This window comes from Actinomadura sp. 6N118, from assembly GCF_044326415.1.
Lineage (GTDB): Bacteria > Actinomycetota > Actinomycetes > Streptosporangiales > Streptosporangiaceae > Spirillospora.
On record NZ_JBIRAZ010000011.1, the window covers coordinates 309,856 to 323,282 of the forward strand.

12 protein-coding genes are annotated in these 13,427 nt (G+C 70.1%); 7 read left to right on the forward strand and 5 right to left on the reverse strand.

Annotation, left to right across the window (positions count from 1 at the left end; translation table 11 throughout):
- Positions 1–26 precede the first annotated feature (26 nt).
- Positions 27–1,484 carry a hypothetical protein gene (locus ACH34W_RS28620; protein WP_395964188.1) on the forward strand — a complete coding sequence of 486 codons (1,458 nt, stop codon included), beginning with the start codon at positions 27–29 and terminating at the stop codon, positions 1,482–1,484.
- Positions 1,485–1,520: 36 nt separating this feature from the next.
- The gene (locus tag ACH34W_RS28625; RefSeq protein ID WP_395964189.1) at positions 1,521–2,288 is read left to right on the forward strand and encodes an SDR family oxidoreductase; all 768 of its coding nucleotides are present in this window, start codon (positions 1,521–1,523) and stop codon (positions 2,286–2,288) included.
- A gap of 17 nt (positions 2,289–2,305) precedes the next feature.
- On the opposite strand, the gene ACH34W_RS28630 is transcribed toward ACH34W_RS28625, so the two are convergent.
- The gene (locus ACH34W_RS28630) at positions 2,306–2,914 is read right to left on the reverse strand and encodes a rhomboid family intramembrane serine protease (protein ID WP_395964190.1); all 609 of its coding nucleotides are present in this window, start codon (positions 2,912–2,914) and stop codon (positions 2,306–2,308) included.
- Positions 2,915–3,047: 133 nt separating this feature from the next.
- Here ACH34W_RS28630 and ACH34W_RS28635 point away from each other — a divergent pair, with 133 nt between their 5' ends.
- Together ACH34W_RS28635 and ACH34W_RS28640 are read left to right on the forward strand one after the other, a co-directional pair.
- Positions 3,048–4,010 (forward strand): NADPH:quinone oxidoreductase family protein, encoded by a 963-nt coding sequence (locus ACH34W_RS28635; protein ID WP_395964191.1) that lies wholly within the window; start codon positions 3,048–3,050, stop codon positions 4,008–4,010.
- 80 nt (positions 4,011–4,090) lie between these two features.
- Positions 4,091–5,230 (forward strand): hypothetical protein, encoded by a 1,140-nt coding sequence (locus ACH34W_RS28640; RefSeq protein ID WP_395964192.1) that lies wholly within the window; start codon positions 4,091–4,093, stop codon positions 5,228–5,230.
- A gap of 15 nt (positions 5,231–5,245) precedes the next feature.
- Here the strand turns inward: ACH34W_RS28640 and ACH34W_RS28645 are convergent, their stop codons facing one another.
- A complete protein-coding gene (locus ACH34W_RS28645) occupies positions 5,246–5,566 on the reverse strand; it encodes a WhiB family transcriptional regulator (RefSeq protein ID WP_395964193.1) in 321 nt (106 codons plus the stop codon).
- Between the two features lie 123 nt (positions 5,567–5,689).
- Here ACH34W_RS28645 and ACH34W_RS28650 point away from each other — a divergent pair, with 123 nt between their 5' ends.
- From ACH34W_RS28650 to ACH34W_RS28660, 3 genes are all read left to right on the forward strand, one after another.
- Positions 5,690–6,145 (forward strand): GNAT family N-acetyltransferase, encoded by a 456-nt coding sequence (locus ACH34W_RS28650; RefSeq protein WP_395964257.1) that lies wholly within the window; start codon positions 5,690–5,692, stop codon positions 6,143–6,145.
- A 185-nt stretch (positions 6,146–6,330) separates the two neighbouring features.
- Entirely contained in the window at positions 6,331–6,819 is a 489-nt protein-coding gene (locus tag ACH34W_RS28655; RefSeq protein WP_395964194.1) for a SigE family RNA polymerase sigma factor, read from the forward strand.
- Positions 6,816–8,006 carry a hypothetical protein gene (locus ACH34W_RS28660; protein WP_395964195.1) on the forward strand — a complete coding sequence of 397 codons (1,191 nt, stop codon included), beginning with the start codon at positions 6,816–6,818 and terminating at the stop codon, positions 8,004–8,006. Before ACH34W_RS28655 ends, ACH34W_RS28660 begins: the two co-directional genes overlap by 4 nt.
- Positions 8,007–8,136: 130 nt before the next feature.
- On the opposite strand, the gene ACH34W_RS28665 is transcribed toward ACH34W_RS28660, so the two are convergent.
- From ACH34W_RS28665 to ACH34W_RS28675, 3 genes are all read right to left on the reverse strand, one after another.
- Positions 8,137–9,267 carry an NAD(P)-dependent alcohol dehydrogenase gene (locus ACH34W_RS28665; RefSeq protein WP_395964196.1) on the reverse strand — a complete coding sequence of 377 codons (1,131 nt, stop codon included), beginning with the start codon at positions 9,265–9,267 and terminating at the stop codon, positions 8,137–8,139.
- Complete coding sequence (locus ACH34W_RS28670; protein WP_395964197.1) at positions 9,264–10,751, reverse strand: aldehyde dehydrogenase family protein; 1,488 nt, start codon at positions 10,749–10,751, stop codon at positions 9,264–9,266. The genes ACH34W_RS28665 and ACH34W_RS28670 overlap by 4 nt, the downstream gene beginning before the upstream one ends.
- A gap of 172 nt (positions 10,752–10,923) precedes the next feature.
- Entirely contained in the window at positions 10,924–13,272 is a 2,349-nt protein-coding gene (locus tag ACH34W_RS28675) for an ATP-binding protein (protein WP_395964198.1), read from the reverse strand.
- Positions 13,273–13,427: the final 155 nt, after the last annotated feature.

A 13,427-nucleotide genomic window follows, 5' to 3' on the forward strand; every position in this document is an offset into this window, starting at 1 on the left:
GGGGATCCACCGTAGAAAGTGAGTCCGTGGCCGAACCCCCCGGATTGAGCGCGACCGAACGCCGGCTCTGGCGTGCCTTCCCGACGGGAGCCGAGGTCGTCCTCGGCGACGACACCCCCGCCGGGCCTGACCCTGACCGCATCGTCCGCGCCGAGATCATCACCCAGCTGCTGCTGGGCGCGGCCGAGACGCGTGAGGGTTTCGTGTCGGCGGTGCGGCTGCGCGGCGCGTACGTCATGGGCCGGATCGACGTGTCCGGCGGGACGGTGGAGCACGAGCTGCGGCTGGAGTTCTGCCGGCTGCTGGAGGCGCCGAAGTTCTCCAACTGCACGACCCGCCAGCTGCGGTTCTCGGACTGCCGGATGCCGGGCTTCGACGGCGGCGGGCTGCACGCGGACGGCTACCTCAGCCTGTCCCGGTCGGTGATCGAGGGGCAGGTCAGGCTGCCGCGCGCGCAGCTCACCGGCGGCCTCCGGATGAACGGCACGAAGATCACCGAGACCGATCCGGCGAAGTGGGCGCTGTTCAGCGGCGGGCTGGTGGTCGACGTCGGCTGCTTCGCCCGGGACGCCGAGATCACCGGCGGGGTCCGGCTCGTCGGCGCGCGGATGAGCGGCGGCCTCTTCATGGAGCGCGCGATCCTGCGCAACCCCGGCCGCATCGCCCTCGACGGCCAGAACATGATCGTCGACGACGCCGCCGAGTTCAGCCGCGGGTTCCGCGCCGAGGGCACCATGCGCTTGCGCGGCCTACGGGTGAACGGGACGCTCTCGTTCTCCCGTGGGTTCCTCGACTCGTGTGATCCCGAGCGCATGGCGGTGCACGCCAGCCATATGCATGTGGACGAGTTCATCCTCTGGCCGGAGGAACGCATCAAGGGAACGGTGAGCCTTTCAGACTCCCGCGTCGGCGTGCTGATGGACTCGCCGGACATCTATCCCGAGAAGGTCTGGCTGAACGGCCTGGTCTACGACAGGCTCCAGGGCGGCGAATTCAAGGACCGCCTCAGCTGGGTGGACCGGGACAACCAGTTCCACCTCCAGCCGTACGAGCAGCTCGCCGCCTGGTACCACGCCATAGGCCACGACAACCTCGCCCGCCGCATCCAGCTGGCCAAGTTGCGTGCCCGCCGCCGCGCCCTCAATCCGATCGGCAAGGCGTGGAACTTCCTCCTCGACTGGACGGTGGGCTACGGCTACCGCCCATGGCTGGCGTTCGCCTGGTTCGGCGCCCTGGTGGCGCTCGGCACGACGGTCTTCTCGATCCAGCATCCCCGGGGGATCAAGCAGCCCGCCGAGCAGCCCGCGTTCCACGCGTTCGTCTACACCCTGGACCTGCTGATCCCGATCGACACGTTCGGCCAGCAACAGACGTTCGATCCGGTCGGCTGGTCCCGCTGGGTGGCCTATGCCCTGATCGCGGTCGGCTGGGTGCTGGCCACCGCGCTGATCGCCGGGGTGACCCGCGTTCTGCGCCCGAACTGACCACTGGATCCCCTAGATCCGCGAGAATGGGGCCCTATGGGCACCTATCTGATCACCGGCGCGACCGGCGGCATCGGCAAGTCGGTCGCGGAACTGCTCCGCGACCGGGGCCATGACCTGATCCTGACCGGCCGCTCCCCCGAACGGCTCGGCACGCTCACCAGGGCGCTGGGCAGCGGCGCTCACGCGCACACCCAGGTGATCCTCCGGGACCACAACGGCGCACCGGGCGCGGTCCGCACCTCGACCCCCGAGCGCGCCACGATCCAGACGATCGCCCTCGACCTGAACGAGCCACGGCGCCTGGAGGCCGCCCTGGCCGAGACCGCCATGCCGGGCCGGCTCGACGGCGTCATCCACAGTGCCGGAGTCGTCGATCTCGGGCCGGTGGCAGAACAGGATGCCGACCACTGGATCGACCAGCTCATGGTCAACCTGGTCTCGGCCGCCGAACTGACCCGCATCCTGCTCCCGGCGCTGCGCGCCGCCCAGGGCCACGTCGTCTTCGTCAACTCCACCGCCGGCCTCCAGGCCAACCCGAACTGGTCCGCGTACGCGGCGAGCAAGTTCGGGCTCCGGGCCCTCGCGGACTCGTTGCGTGCCGAGGAGACGGCTCTGCAGGTCACCACGGTCTACCCGGGCCGGACTGCCACCGAGATGCAGCAAAAGGTCCGCGCGCAGGAGGGACAGCCCTACAACGCCTCCGACTTCGCCGACCCCATGTCGGTCGCACGCGGTGTGCTCGCTGCTCTGGAGATGCCGCGCGACGCCGTGGTGTCGGACATCACCATCCGCCCCAGCTGACCTGGCGTTACCGACGGTCAGTCAGAGGCAGAGGATCGGCGGCGGAGGGTCCAGGAGGCCAGGACGCCGCCGATGAGGCCGAAGAGGTGACCCTGCCAGGAGATGCCGGGGTCACTGGGCAGGACTCCGACGATGATGCCGCCGTAGAGCAGGACGACCCCGACGGCGATGGCGATGTCGAGGAGGCGGCGTTCGAAGAGGCCTCGGCCCAGCAGGTAGCCGAAGTAGCCGAAGATCAGGATGCTGGAGCCGAGGGTGTTGGCGGAGCTGGTGAACCAGACACCGAGACCGCCGGCGACGATGATGATCAAGTTGGCGGCCAGGAACTTGCCGATGCCGCGGGCGGCGGCGAGGAAGCCCAGGATGACGAACGGGACGGTGTTGCCGACCAGGTGCTCGAACCCGCCGTGCATGAACGGGGCGGTGAAGATGTCGGGGAGGTCGTCCACGTCGTGGGGCTGGATGCCGTAGGTGTCCAGCGCGCCGTTCGTGGTGTAGTCGGCGATCTCAAGGACCCACATGACCGCGGTCATGGCGCCGACCAGCGCGAGTGCGGAGACGGCCCGGGCGCCGTGGGTCGCCAGGCCTTCGGAGCGGTTGCGTTGGGGGACCGCCGGATAACTCATGTGTGCCGCCCGTGATCGTGACGCTGCCGTCAAGAGTTGAACGTTCGACCATCCCGGTTGGTGCCCAGGGACGTTCCCCTTCATACCTGCTTGGACGTAGCGAACGGCATTCGGTTTCGGCCATATTGGGCCAATGCGTGCTGTGGTGTGTGAAGAGCTCGGTTCGGTGGTCGTATCCGAGACCAAGGCTCTCGAAGCGGGGCCAGGACAGGTCGTCATCGCGGTCGAGGCGGCCGGGGTCAACTACGTGGACGGGCTGTTCGTCCAGGGCAGGTACCAGATCAAGCCGCCGCTTCCGTTCGTACCGGGGTCCGAGGTGGCGGGCACGGTGATGGCTGTCGGACCGGACGTCACCGAGCCCGCTATCGGAACGCGCGTGCTGGCCGGCTGCGGTCTCGGCGGTTTCGCAAGTCAGGTCGTGGTGCCCGCGGCTGCGACGGTGCCGATCCCGGACGAGCTCGATGCTGCACAGGCCGCCACGTTCACCCAGAGCCATTGCACCGCGCTCTTCGCACTCCGTGAGCGAGGAGAGCTGAAGGCGGGCGAGAACGTGCTCGTGCTCGGGGCCGGAGGAGGCGTCGGGCTGGCGGCGGTTCAGGTGGCGAAGGCGCTCGGATCACGTGTGCTGGCCGGGGCCTCGACCGAGGGCAAGCGCGACGCGGCGCTTGCGGCGGGAGCCGACGCGGTGATCGACACGTCCACGGAGGACCTCAAGTCCACCGCGCGGGCATGGTCGGAGGGCGGGGTCGACCTCGTGTACGACCCGGTCGGCGGCGCGCTGGCGGATCCGGCGCTGCGAGCCCTCCGGGAGAACGGCCGCTATCTGGTCATCGGCTTCGCGTCGGGCACCATCCCGTCGCTGCCGCTCAACCAGGTACTGCTGCGCAACCGGACGGTGGTGGGCGTCGACTGGGGTTCGTGGTCGACGACCAAGCCGCTGGAGCAGCGCGCGCTCCTGGAGGAGCTGCTCGGATACGTGCGGAACGGGCGGCTCGACCCGGTGCCACCACGCACCGAGCCACTGGAGGCAGCGGGCAAGGTGCTGGACGACATACTCAGTCGCCGGGTTGTAGGCAAGGTGGCGCTGCTGCCCTGAACCGGCCTTTTCCAGGTCTCCTTTTCAAGATCGTCGAGCCTTACCGTGTGGGCGAGCTCACTTCCACATCGGGAGGCCGCGTGAAGCTCCGTCCCCCTGTTCTCCGCAGACTCGCGTTCGCTGCCGGTGCCGCGATCCTCGCGCTGGCGCCGACAGCAGTTCTTGCCGCCGACGCACCACCGCCGTCCAAGGTCCTGTCCCGCTACGAGACCGCTGCCGCCGGCAATGTCGTCAGCCGCGACTGCGGCTACAGCACCAAGGCGCCCAACACCACGAACCAAGCGCTGTGGATCTTCTGCGACTCGGCGTGGAGCGGGACGTCCTCCGGCTTCTGGCTGGGCGTCACGGCGGCCATCGGCCCGTACACCGCGGGCCAGGTCCCCACCACGCTGACCGAGATCCCGACCCCGACCGCCCCCATCAACGCGCCGAGCAACCGTCCACCCGCCGGCCTGCTGCCCGTGCCGACCGGGCTCGTCCTGCCGAACGGGGCGAACTGCCAGGTGCCGGGCTCGTCCTACCCGGCGTCGTGGGCGTCGGGAGTGGCGGCGCAGCCGTCCGGCAGCGCCAGGGTGCTCATCCCGTACGCCGACGTCTGTGTCCATGGCGGCGGGATCACCGCCGAGCGCTATGGCCTGGTCGAATACAACCCGTCGACCAACACGCTGAGCGGCCAGAAGCAGGTCTTCTCGTCCACGTCGCAGCTGCCGTTCCAGAAGATCCTCGGCTCGCCGATCTTCTCTGGCGGCTTCCTTTACCTCTTCGGCTACAACTGTGACTCGCAGGCGTTCGGTGCCTGCGGGAGCGGCCGTGTCACCCTCGCCCGCGTGAGCGCGACCGCGTCCTCGTGGGGAACGGGGTCCAACTACCGCTACTGGACGGGGTCGGCGTGGTCAGCCGACCACAACGCCGCGACGTCGATCCTCCCCGGCGCCAAGCCCCTGGCGGTCCACGCCGAGAACTTCGGCGCCCTCGGCAAGGGTTTCGTGATCGTCGAGCAGACCGACATCGGCGGGAACTTCCGGGTCTGGCGTTCGAGCTCGCTCACCGGCGGCTGGAGCGTCACCCGTACCGGCACGGCGCCGTGCGGCGACCAGCAGGGCCTCGACCTGTGCCGGGCGTACTTCGGCCACCCGGCACTCAGCACCTCGAGCAATCTTCTGATGTCCTACTACGACCCGGCCAACGACCATGTGAACGTGATGGCGGTGCCCTGGTAAATCAGGCCGCGTAGATCAAGCCGCCTGCTCGTGCTCTTCGACGTCGTCGTGTACGGAGATCACGGGCAGGCGGTGCCGCGCCGGGGCGTCGGCCCGGCGGCGCAGGTGCCGGCGCTCCTCTGGAGTCGTCCCGCCCCAGATCCCGTCCGGCTCCCCGACTCGCAGGGCCCAGGACAGGCAGGCGGCGGTCACCGGGCAGTTGCCACAGATCTCTTTGGCCTGGCGCTGCTGCTCTTGGAGCACTTCGGCCGAGTAGCCGATGGGGAAGAAGAGGTCCGGGTCGGCCCCACGGCAGATGGCGTGGTCCGTCCAGTGTTCCTCGTTGGTGGCTTTCATGACACGCCTCGCGGAGAGTCGGGGTGGTTGTCCACATAACGTAGTACTACAACCCGTAGTACTACAAGCCAAGGTGACGTTTGCTACACAACGTCCGGATAACCTGGTCCCGTGCACCGTGAAGTGACCTTTCGCCCCGCGACCAGGGACGATGTCCCCGAGATCGTGCGCCTGCTCGCCGACGACCCGCTGGGCGCCGCGCGCGAGACCCCCGGCGATCTTCCCGACGCGTACTGGAAGGCCTTCGACGCGATCGAGCACGACCCCAACAACACCCTCATCGTGGCCGTCATCGGCGGCACCATCGCCGGAACGCTGCAGCTGACCTACATCCCCGGCCTCACCTACACCGGCGGCGAGCGCGCCCAGATCGAGGGCGTCCGCGTAGCCTCCGAACAGCGCGGCCACGGCGTCGGCCAGGCCATGATCGGTTGGGCCATCGACCAGGCCCGGGCCCGCGGCTGCCGTGTGGTGCAACTCACCACCGACCGCCAGCGCCCCGACTCGATCCGCTTCTACCAAAAGATCGGCTTCCGCCCCTCACACATGGGCATGAAGTACCACCTGAAAGACGCCTGACTCCTCGCGCTTGCATGCGCTGCGTCCCACCGAGGGCACGCCAGATCTAACGAGTCGACGCAGATCCTCGGTGCCGCCGCGACGAACGCCTGTTGCCCAGCGCAGCCTTCCGACCGCGTATCTGCGTCGCCGTGCAACAGTTCCAGCCCTGACGGCGTCCAGGTCGTGAAGGGAGAGATGCCAACGTGGACGAGGCCTATGAGAATTTCGTGGCCGGCCGCGCGCAGGCGCTTCTGCGCTATGGCTATGTGCTCACCGGTAATCCGCACGACGCCGCGGACTTGGTCCAGGACGCGCTGATCAAGCTCCGTGGCGCCTGGCCGCGGGTGAAGAACCAGGCCAATCCCGAGGGCTATGTGCGGACCACGATGGCCCGCCTGCACATCTCGATGTGGCGCAGGCGCCGCCGCGAGACGCTGACGGAGGCCGTCCCGGAAGGGTCCTACGAAGATCCTGTTCCGCTGGACGACGCCCTCTGGCAGGCCCTCGGCATGCTGCCCCGCAGGCAGCGTGCCGTGATCGTCCTGCGCTACTACGAGGCCCTCAGCGACGCGGAGATCGCCTCATATCTCGGCATCTCCCGCGTAACGGTCCGCTCCCAGGCCTCGCGCGGCCTTGAGAAACTCCGCGCCGCCTGGGATCCCGCCGACGTTCTCGAACGGAGCGAGCGATGAACGACCTCGAAGACGCCCTCGCCGGGGCCCTCGCCCGCCACGCCGAGCGGGCCCCGCGTCCCCCGGACGATCTGTCGCGCCGGGTGGAAGTCAAGCATCGCCGCCGCCGGGTCACCCGGGTGACGGGTGCCGCCACCTCCGTGGCGCTGGCCGTCGCGGCCCTGACCTTCGGCATCCAGGAGTTCGCCCAGGACAACCGAGACCCGTCTCTGACCACCCCCGCCGTCGTCACACCCAAGTCCAAGCCGATCGAGAAGCAGTGGCCAGGCGCGGTCAAGCAGATCCCCGCCAAGCTCTCCAACGGCACCCGCTTCACCCCGCTGGACTATGTCAACGACACGACCCTGCTGATCGCCACCTGGCGGTCCCGCGGCGTCGCATCGGCCCTGTTCACCTACGACCTGACGACTCACGGCGTCCACAAGCTCGCCTTTCCCGTCCAGCCCGCCAAGGTGACCGCGACGCATGACTGGACGGTTGGGTCCGGTCGCGTCGGCTGGCTGAGCAAATCCAAGACCAGCTCGGAGATCTGGACGGCTCCCCTGTCCGGCGGCCCGGCGGCCAGGCTGTACACCGGCCCGGTCTTCCCTGCGGCGGACGTCACCCACCTGACCCTCGCTGGGGATTCCGCCTACTGGAGCCTCACCACGGGCGGGGTCTTCCGCGCCGCCCTCGCTGGAGGTGCCGTGCAGAAGCTCCCCGGTACCGATCGGATGAAGTTGGTGTCGTGGCCATGGGTGGGCGGTCCCGCCTACTCCGACGGCGGCAGTGCACTCGCCGATGACGCCCCCCTTCAGGTGGCCTACAAGGACATCCGCAACCTTGTCACCGGCGAACGCCGCTCCTTCACCCCGGAGGTCAAGAGGCGCTGGACCTGCGCCCTCACCTGGTGCGTCGACGAACGCCAGGCCAGCTCGCGTGACGGCCGCCGTATCGTCCGGCCCTCTTCCGGCCAAATTTTCAACGGAACCGCCTGGGGCCCCGCCCTCGACCGATTCGTCACCATGCATCCTGAGCCAAGCATGAGCGAGACGTCCCAGCAGACTCTGATCGATTTGGAGACCGGCAAGGGCGGCACCGTCAGCCTGCGCAGGGGTGAAAGCGCCTATCTCCTCGACGGTAGCCGTCTCCATTACTACGCCCGCAGCACTTCGTACCTACTCGTCGATCTCTCCAAGATCTCCTGACAGGTGACCAACTCGCGGGCATGACGACGCCCCGGCCCTGGGGAACACAGGGCCGGGGCGTCATCTCCCCCCAACGCTCGGCGGGCCTCCGGAGCGGCGAAAGGCGCCGCCGAGCGTGCCTGGGCGTGTCCTAGAACCGCACCACGGGCTTGATCGTCTGGCCTTGGTGCATGTCGTGGGCGGCCTGGTCCAGGGCCTCCAGCGGGTAGTGCCGGACGAGCTTCTCCAGTGGCAGCCGGCCGCGCCGGTGCAGGTCCACCAGCTGTGGCAGCAGGGTCTCGGGCTCGCCGTCGCCGAGCGTCACGCCGACGACCTTCTTGCCGGTGAGCATGCCCTGGACGTCCAGGGACACCTCGGTGCCGCCGGGCGGGGCGCCGACGATCGCGCAGGTGCCGCGGGCGGCGAGGGTGTCCACGGCGGTGCGCAGGACGCCTGGGTTGCCGGTGGTGTCGATGGTGTAGTCGACGCCGCGCCCGCCGGTGAGCTCCATCAGCGTCTTGGCGGTGTCGACCCAGCCCACGTCGAGGGTGTGGGTGGCGCCCAGCTCGGTGGCCAGGTCCAGCCGGTCGGGCACGCGGTCGATCGCGAAGATGGCCTTGAGCGGCAGCTCGTTCGCCGCCATGATCGCCGCGAGGCCGACCGCGCCGGCGCCGAACACCGCCAGCGTCGAGCCGGGCGCGGGGTTGAGGATGTTCCACACCGTGCCGAAGCCGGTCTGCACGCCGCAGCCGAGCGGCGCGAGGATCTCCAGCGGGGCGTCGTCGTCCACGCGCACGACACTGCGCTCGTCGGCGAGGGCGTGCCGCGCGAACGAGGACTGGCCGAAGAAGTGCCCGCCGACGGGGTCCTCGCCGCGGTACACCGTGGAGCTGCCGTCGTCGCGGGAGCCGTTGATCAGGTTGCTCGGCAGCCAGGTGTCGCAGTACGCGGGATGCCCGTCGCGGCAGGCCCCGCAGTGCCCGCACGAGGTGAAGCTCAGCAGCACCTTGTCGCCCGGCTTGACCTTGGTGACGCCCGCGCCGACCTGCTCGACGACGCCAGCGCCCTCGTGACCGAGGATGCCGGGCAACCGGAACGGGATGCCGCCCGCCCGTACGGTGAGGTCGGTGTGGCAGAGCCCGGCGGCGACCATGCGGACCAGAACCTCGCTGGCGCGCGGTTCCTCAACGGAAACCTCGTGCACGGTGAACGGGGCCCCCGGCTCCTCGACGATCGCGGCCGTGGTGGTGATCATGTCGTTCCCTTCCCTGAAGAGCGTCATGCGAGCGAGACCACGACGGACTTGGTCTGCAAGTACTCATCGAGCCCCTCAGGCCCGTTCTCCCTGCCGTAGCCCGACTGCTTGTAGCCGCCGAACGGCATCGCGACGTCCAGGACGGCCCACGCGTTGACCCAGACGATCCCCGCCCGCAGCGCCGCCGCGACCCGGTGGGCCCGGCCAATGTCGCGGGTCTGCAGGCCCGCGGCCAGGCCGAAGGGGGTGTCGTTGGCCAGCCGGACGGCCTCCTCCTCGGTGTCGAACGGCTGTACCGTCAGCACCGGGCCGAAGATCTCCTCCTGGATGTACGCCGAGGACTGCTCCACGTCGGCCAGCACCGCCGGGGCGACGAAGAAGCCGCCCGAGTCGCCCGGCACCGTCCCGCCCCCGAGGACGCGCACGCCCTCGGCCCGGGCACGATCCAGATAGGACTGGACCTTGGCCAGGTGCTTGGGACCGGCCATCGGCCCGACCACGGTGCCCTCGGCGAAGGGGTCACCGACGGGGATGTGGGCGCACGCCTGGCCGAGCGCCCCGACCACGTCCTCGTAGACGGGCCGTTCCACCAGCAGGCGGCTGCCGGACATGCAGAACTGCCCGGTGTTGAACACGAACGCGGCGACCGCGGTGTTGATCGCGGCCTCCAGGTCGGCGTCCGCGAAGATGATGTTGGCGCCCTTGCCGCCGAGCTCGACGGTGACCTTCTTGAGGCTCTGGGCGGCCTGCTGGGCGACCAGCCGGCCCACGCCGGTCGAGCCGGTGAACGCGACCTTGTCCACCCGGGGGTCGGCCACCAGCGCCTGCCCGGCGGTGGCGTCGCCGGTCACCACGTTGTACACCCCGTCGGGCACGCCCGCGTCGCGCAGCACCTCGGCCAGCCGCAGCGCGGTCAGCGGGGTCTCCTCGGCGGGCTTGTGCACGATCGTGTTCCCGGCCGCCAGGGCGGGGGCGATCTTCGTCGAGGACAGGATGAACGGGAAGTTGAACGGGGTGATCGCCGCGACCACGCCGATCGGCTCACGGCGCGTGTAGGCCAGCGCCGGCACGGTGGTGGGCCGGGCGGCGCCCTCCAGCCCTGCGGCGAGGTTGCCGTAGTACTCGAAGGTCTCGATCACCGTGGGGATGTCGACCGTCCGGGTGAACATGACCGGCTTGCCGACGTCCAGGGACTCGAGCTCGGCGAACTCCGCCGCGCGGGCGGTGAGGATCTCCGAGGCTCGTAGCAGGATCCGCCCGCGTTCCCGGGGATGGAGGTTGGCCCAGCCGCCGTCGTCGAAGGCGGTGCGCGCCGCGGCGGCGGCCCGAGCGGCGTCCTCCGCGCCCGCGTGGGCGACCGTGGTGATGGTCGCGCCGGTCGCGGGGTTGATGATCTCGCGCGTGGCGCCGTCCGCCGCCTCGACCCATTCACCGCCGATGAAGAGCCGTCCCGGTGCCACGTCGACGTCCCGTCCCCTGGGAACGCTCGCCGACGTCTCAGTCGCCGTCATATCGTCCGCCTCCTCCGCCTCCGCGGTCCCTGCCACACCGCCGTCGCGGCGATCAGCCACAATCAGGCGCGATGAGCCGCGATCGGTTCTGAGGGGAGAGTCACACACAGGACATATGAGGGAAATGCGTAGAACTACCCCCGCAGGTACCTGTCCGCAGGGGGACAGGTGGTCACGGAGGGCCTGCGGGCCCAGGGGGCGGCGATTCAGGGCGGGTGCGCTGCTCGGTCACCCAGGCGGCGATCTGCGTCCGGGCGGTGAATCCCAGCTTGGCCAGGATACGTTCGACGTGGCCGTCCACAGTGCGGGTCGACAACACCAGCGACTCCGCGATCGCCCGGTTGCTCCGGCCCTGGGCGACCAGGTCGGCGACCTGCCGCTCGCGCGGGGTCAGCACCATGCCCGGCTCGCCGCCGGAGGCCGCGGGCTGGGGCTCCTCGTTGAGCGCGTGGGCGATCGCCTGGGCGACGGTGAGGTTCTCGGTGCCCGCGACAGCCGCGCGGTACTGGCTGTCGCGCAGCCCCCGCCGAGCCGCCTGCTCGCAGCGGGCGTGGTGCGCTCCCAGATGCGGGCCGAGGGCGTCGATCGTCGTGCCGACCTTCCGCCAGATGGAACGCGCCGCGCCGAGCAGGTGCGCGGCGCGGGTGAACTCCGACTGCGTGGCCGCGAGCCAGGCCAGCAGCTCGATCATCAGCGCGGCCCCGACATGATCGTTGAAGCCGCGCTGGATCGACAGCGCCTCGCGGGTGTGCTCCGTCGCGGCGGCCGGATCACCGCGCTGCCAGGTGCCGAAGCCGAGGACCCACAGGATGTACGAGCGGACCCATCGCTCGCCGCAGTGCTCGCTGATCGCCAGCGCCTGCTCGCAGGTCGCCGCGGCGCGGTCGAGCTCCCCCGCGTGCGCCAGCGAGATCGCCAGCTGGAACATCGACATCAGGGAGCCATGGGTGTTGCCCGACTCCCGCAGGGTCACGACGGACTTCTCGAAGTGCGCGATCGCCTCTGGCAGGTCGCCCTCGAACAGCGCCGCAGTGCCGCGCAGGCTGGTGGCGACCGCCTGCGCGGTCCCGTCGTCCACCTCCTTGGCCAGTGCCTCGCACTCCTCCAGCCGGAACTTGGCGATGTCGTGATCGCCCTGCAGGAGGGAGACCCAGGCGGCCACCCACAGCGCCGTGGCCCGTTCCGCGAGCGGCTGGCCGGGAAGGTCCAGCGCCCGGTCGACCCAGCGCCGTCCCTCGGGGAGGAATCCGTCGGCGTACCAGTGCTGCCGCAGCGCCGCCGTCATCAGCAGCGCGGCCCGCGGGCCGTCCGGATCGGACATGCACAGCTCCAGCGCGGCGCGCAGGTCGCCATGATCGGCGCGCAGCAGCGCCAGGGCCGCCTCCTGGCCGGGACCGCACCATCCGCTGGCCACGCGCTGGGCGCGCGCCAGGTAGAAGTCGCGGTGCCGCCGCCGCAGCGCGGCCTCCTGGCCGGACTCGGCGAGCCGTTCCCGCCCGTACTGCCGGATGGTCTCCAGCAGCCGGAACCGGACGCCCCCGTCACGGTGCTCGCCGATCACAATCGACTGGGCGACCAGCTGATCGACGAGGTCGACGATGGACGCGGGCTCCAGCCCGTCTCCGGAGCAGATGCCCTCCGCCGCGGGAAGGTCGAACCCACCGGAGAACACCGACAGCCGCGTCCAGAGCAGCCGCTCCTGCTCCGAGCACAGGGCGTGGCTCCAGTCGATCAAGGCGCGGAGGGTCTGCTGCCGGGGCAGCGCGACCCGGCTGCCGCTGGTCAGCAACGCGAACCGGTCCTCCAGCCGGTCGACGAGCTCCTCCACCGACAACACGCGCAGGCGGGTCACGGCCAGCTCGATCGCCAGCGGGATGCCGTCCAGGCGGGCGCAGAGCCGGGCCACGGCGGTGTGGTTCCGCTCGGTCACGGCGAAACCAGGATGGATGGCCGCCGCCCGCTCGGCCAGCAGGCTCACGGCGTCGTACTGGCCGAGCGCCTCGGCGTCCACGGCCTGCTCGGGATCGGGCATCGACAGCGGCGGCACCGTGAACAGGTGCTCACCGGTGATCGCCAGCGGTCGCCGGCTCGTGGCCAGGACCCGGACGCCGGGCGCGGCGCGCAGCAACCCGTCGGCGAACGCCGCGCAGTCGTCGAGCAGATGCTCGCAGTTGTCCAGGATGATCAGCGCCTGCCGGCGCAGGAGGAGCTCGGCCACCTTCTCGGCCGGCGGGCGGGTCGACTGGTCCAGGACGCCGACCGTGTTGGCCACGGTCTGGTCCACCTGCGAGCCGTCCTCCAGGGCAGCCAGGTCAACGAGCCACACACCGTCGGGAAAGGACCGGCGGGATTGGGCGGCGGCCTCCAGGGCGAGGCGTGTCTTGCCCACGCCGCCGACACCCGTCAGCGTCACCAGCCGCGAAACCGACATCAGCCGGCGTACCTCGGTGATCTCGCGTCGGCGCCCCACGAAAGTGGTGACGGCGACCGGCAGGTTACCCGTCGGAGCCGGTGCGGTCATGAGACATACATCATACGGACCGCGTCGTGGCGATGGCCATTGAAACACGTTGGTAAACCCAGGTCAGAACAGCGTCAGCCTGGACTCGTGACCGGCCGCCCGATGGAGCACCGGGCCGCCATGGCCGGCCGCACCGACTGGGCGATCAGTTTTCC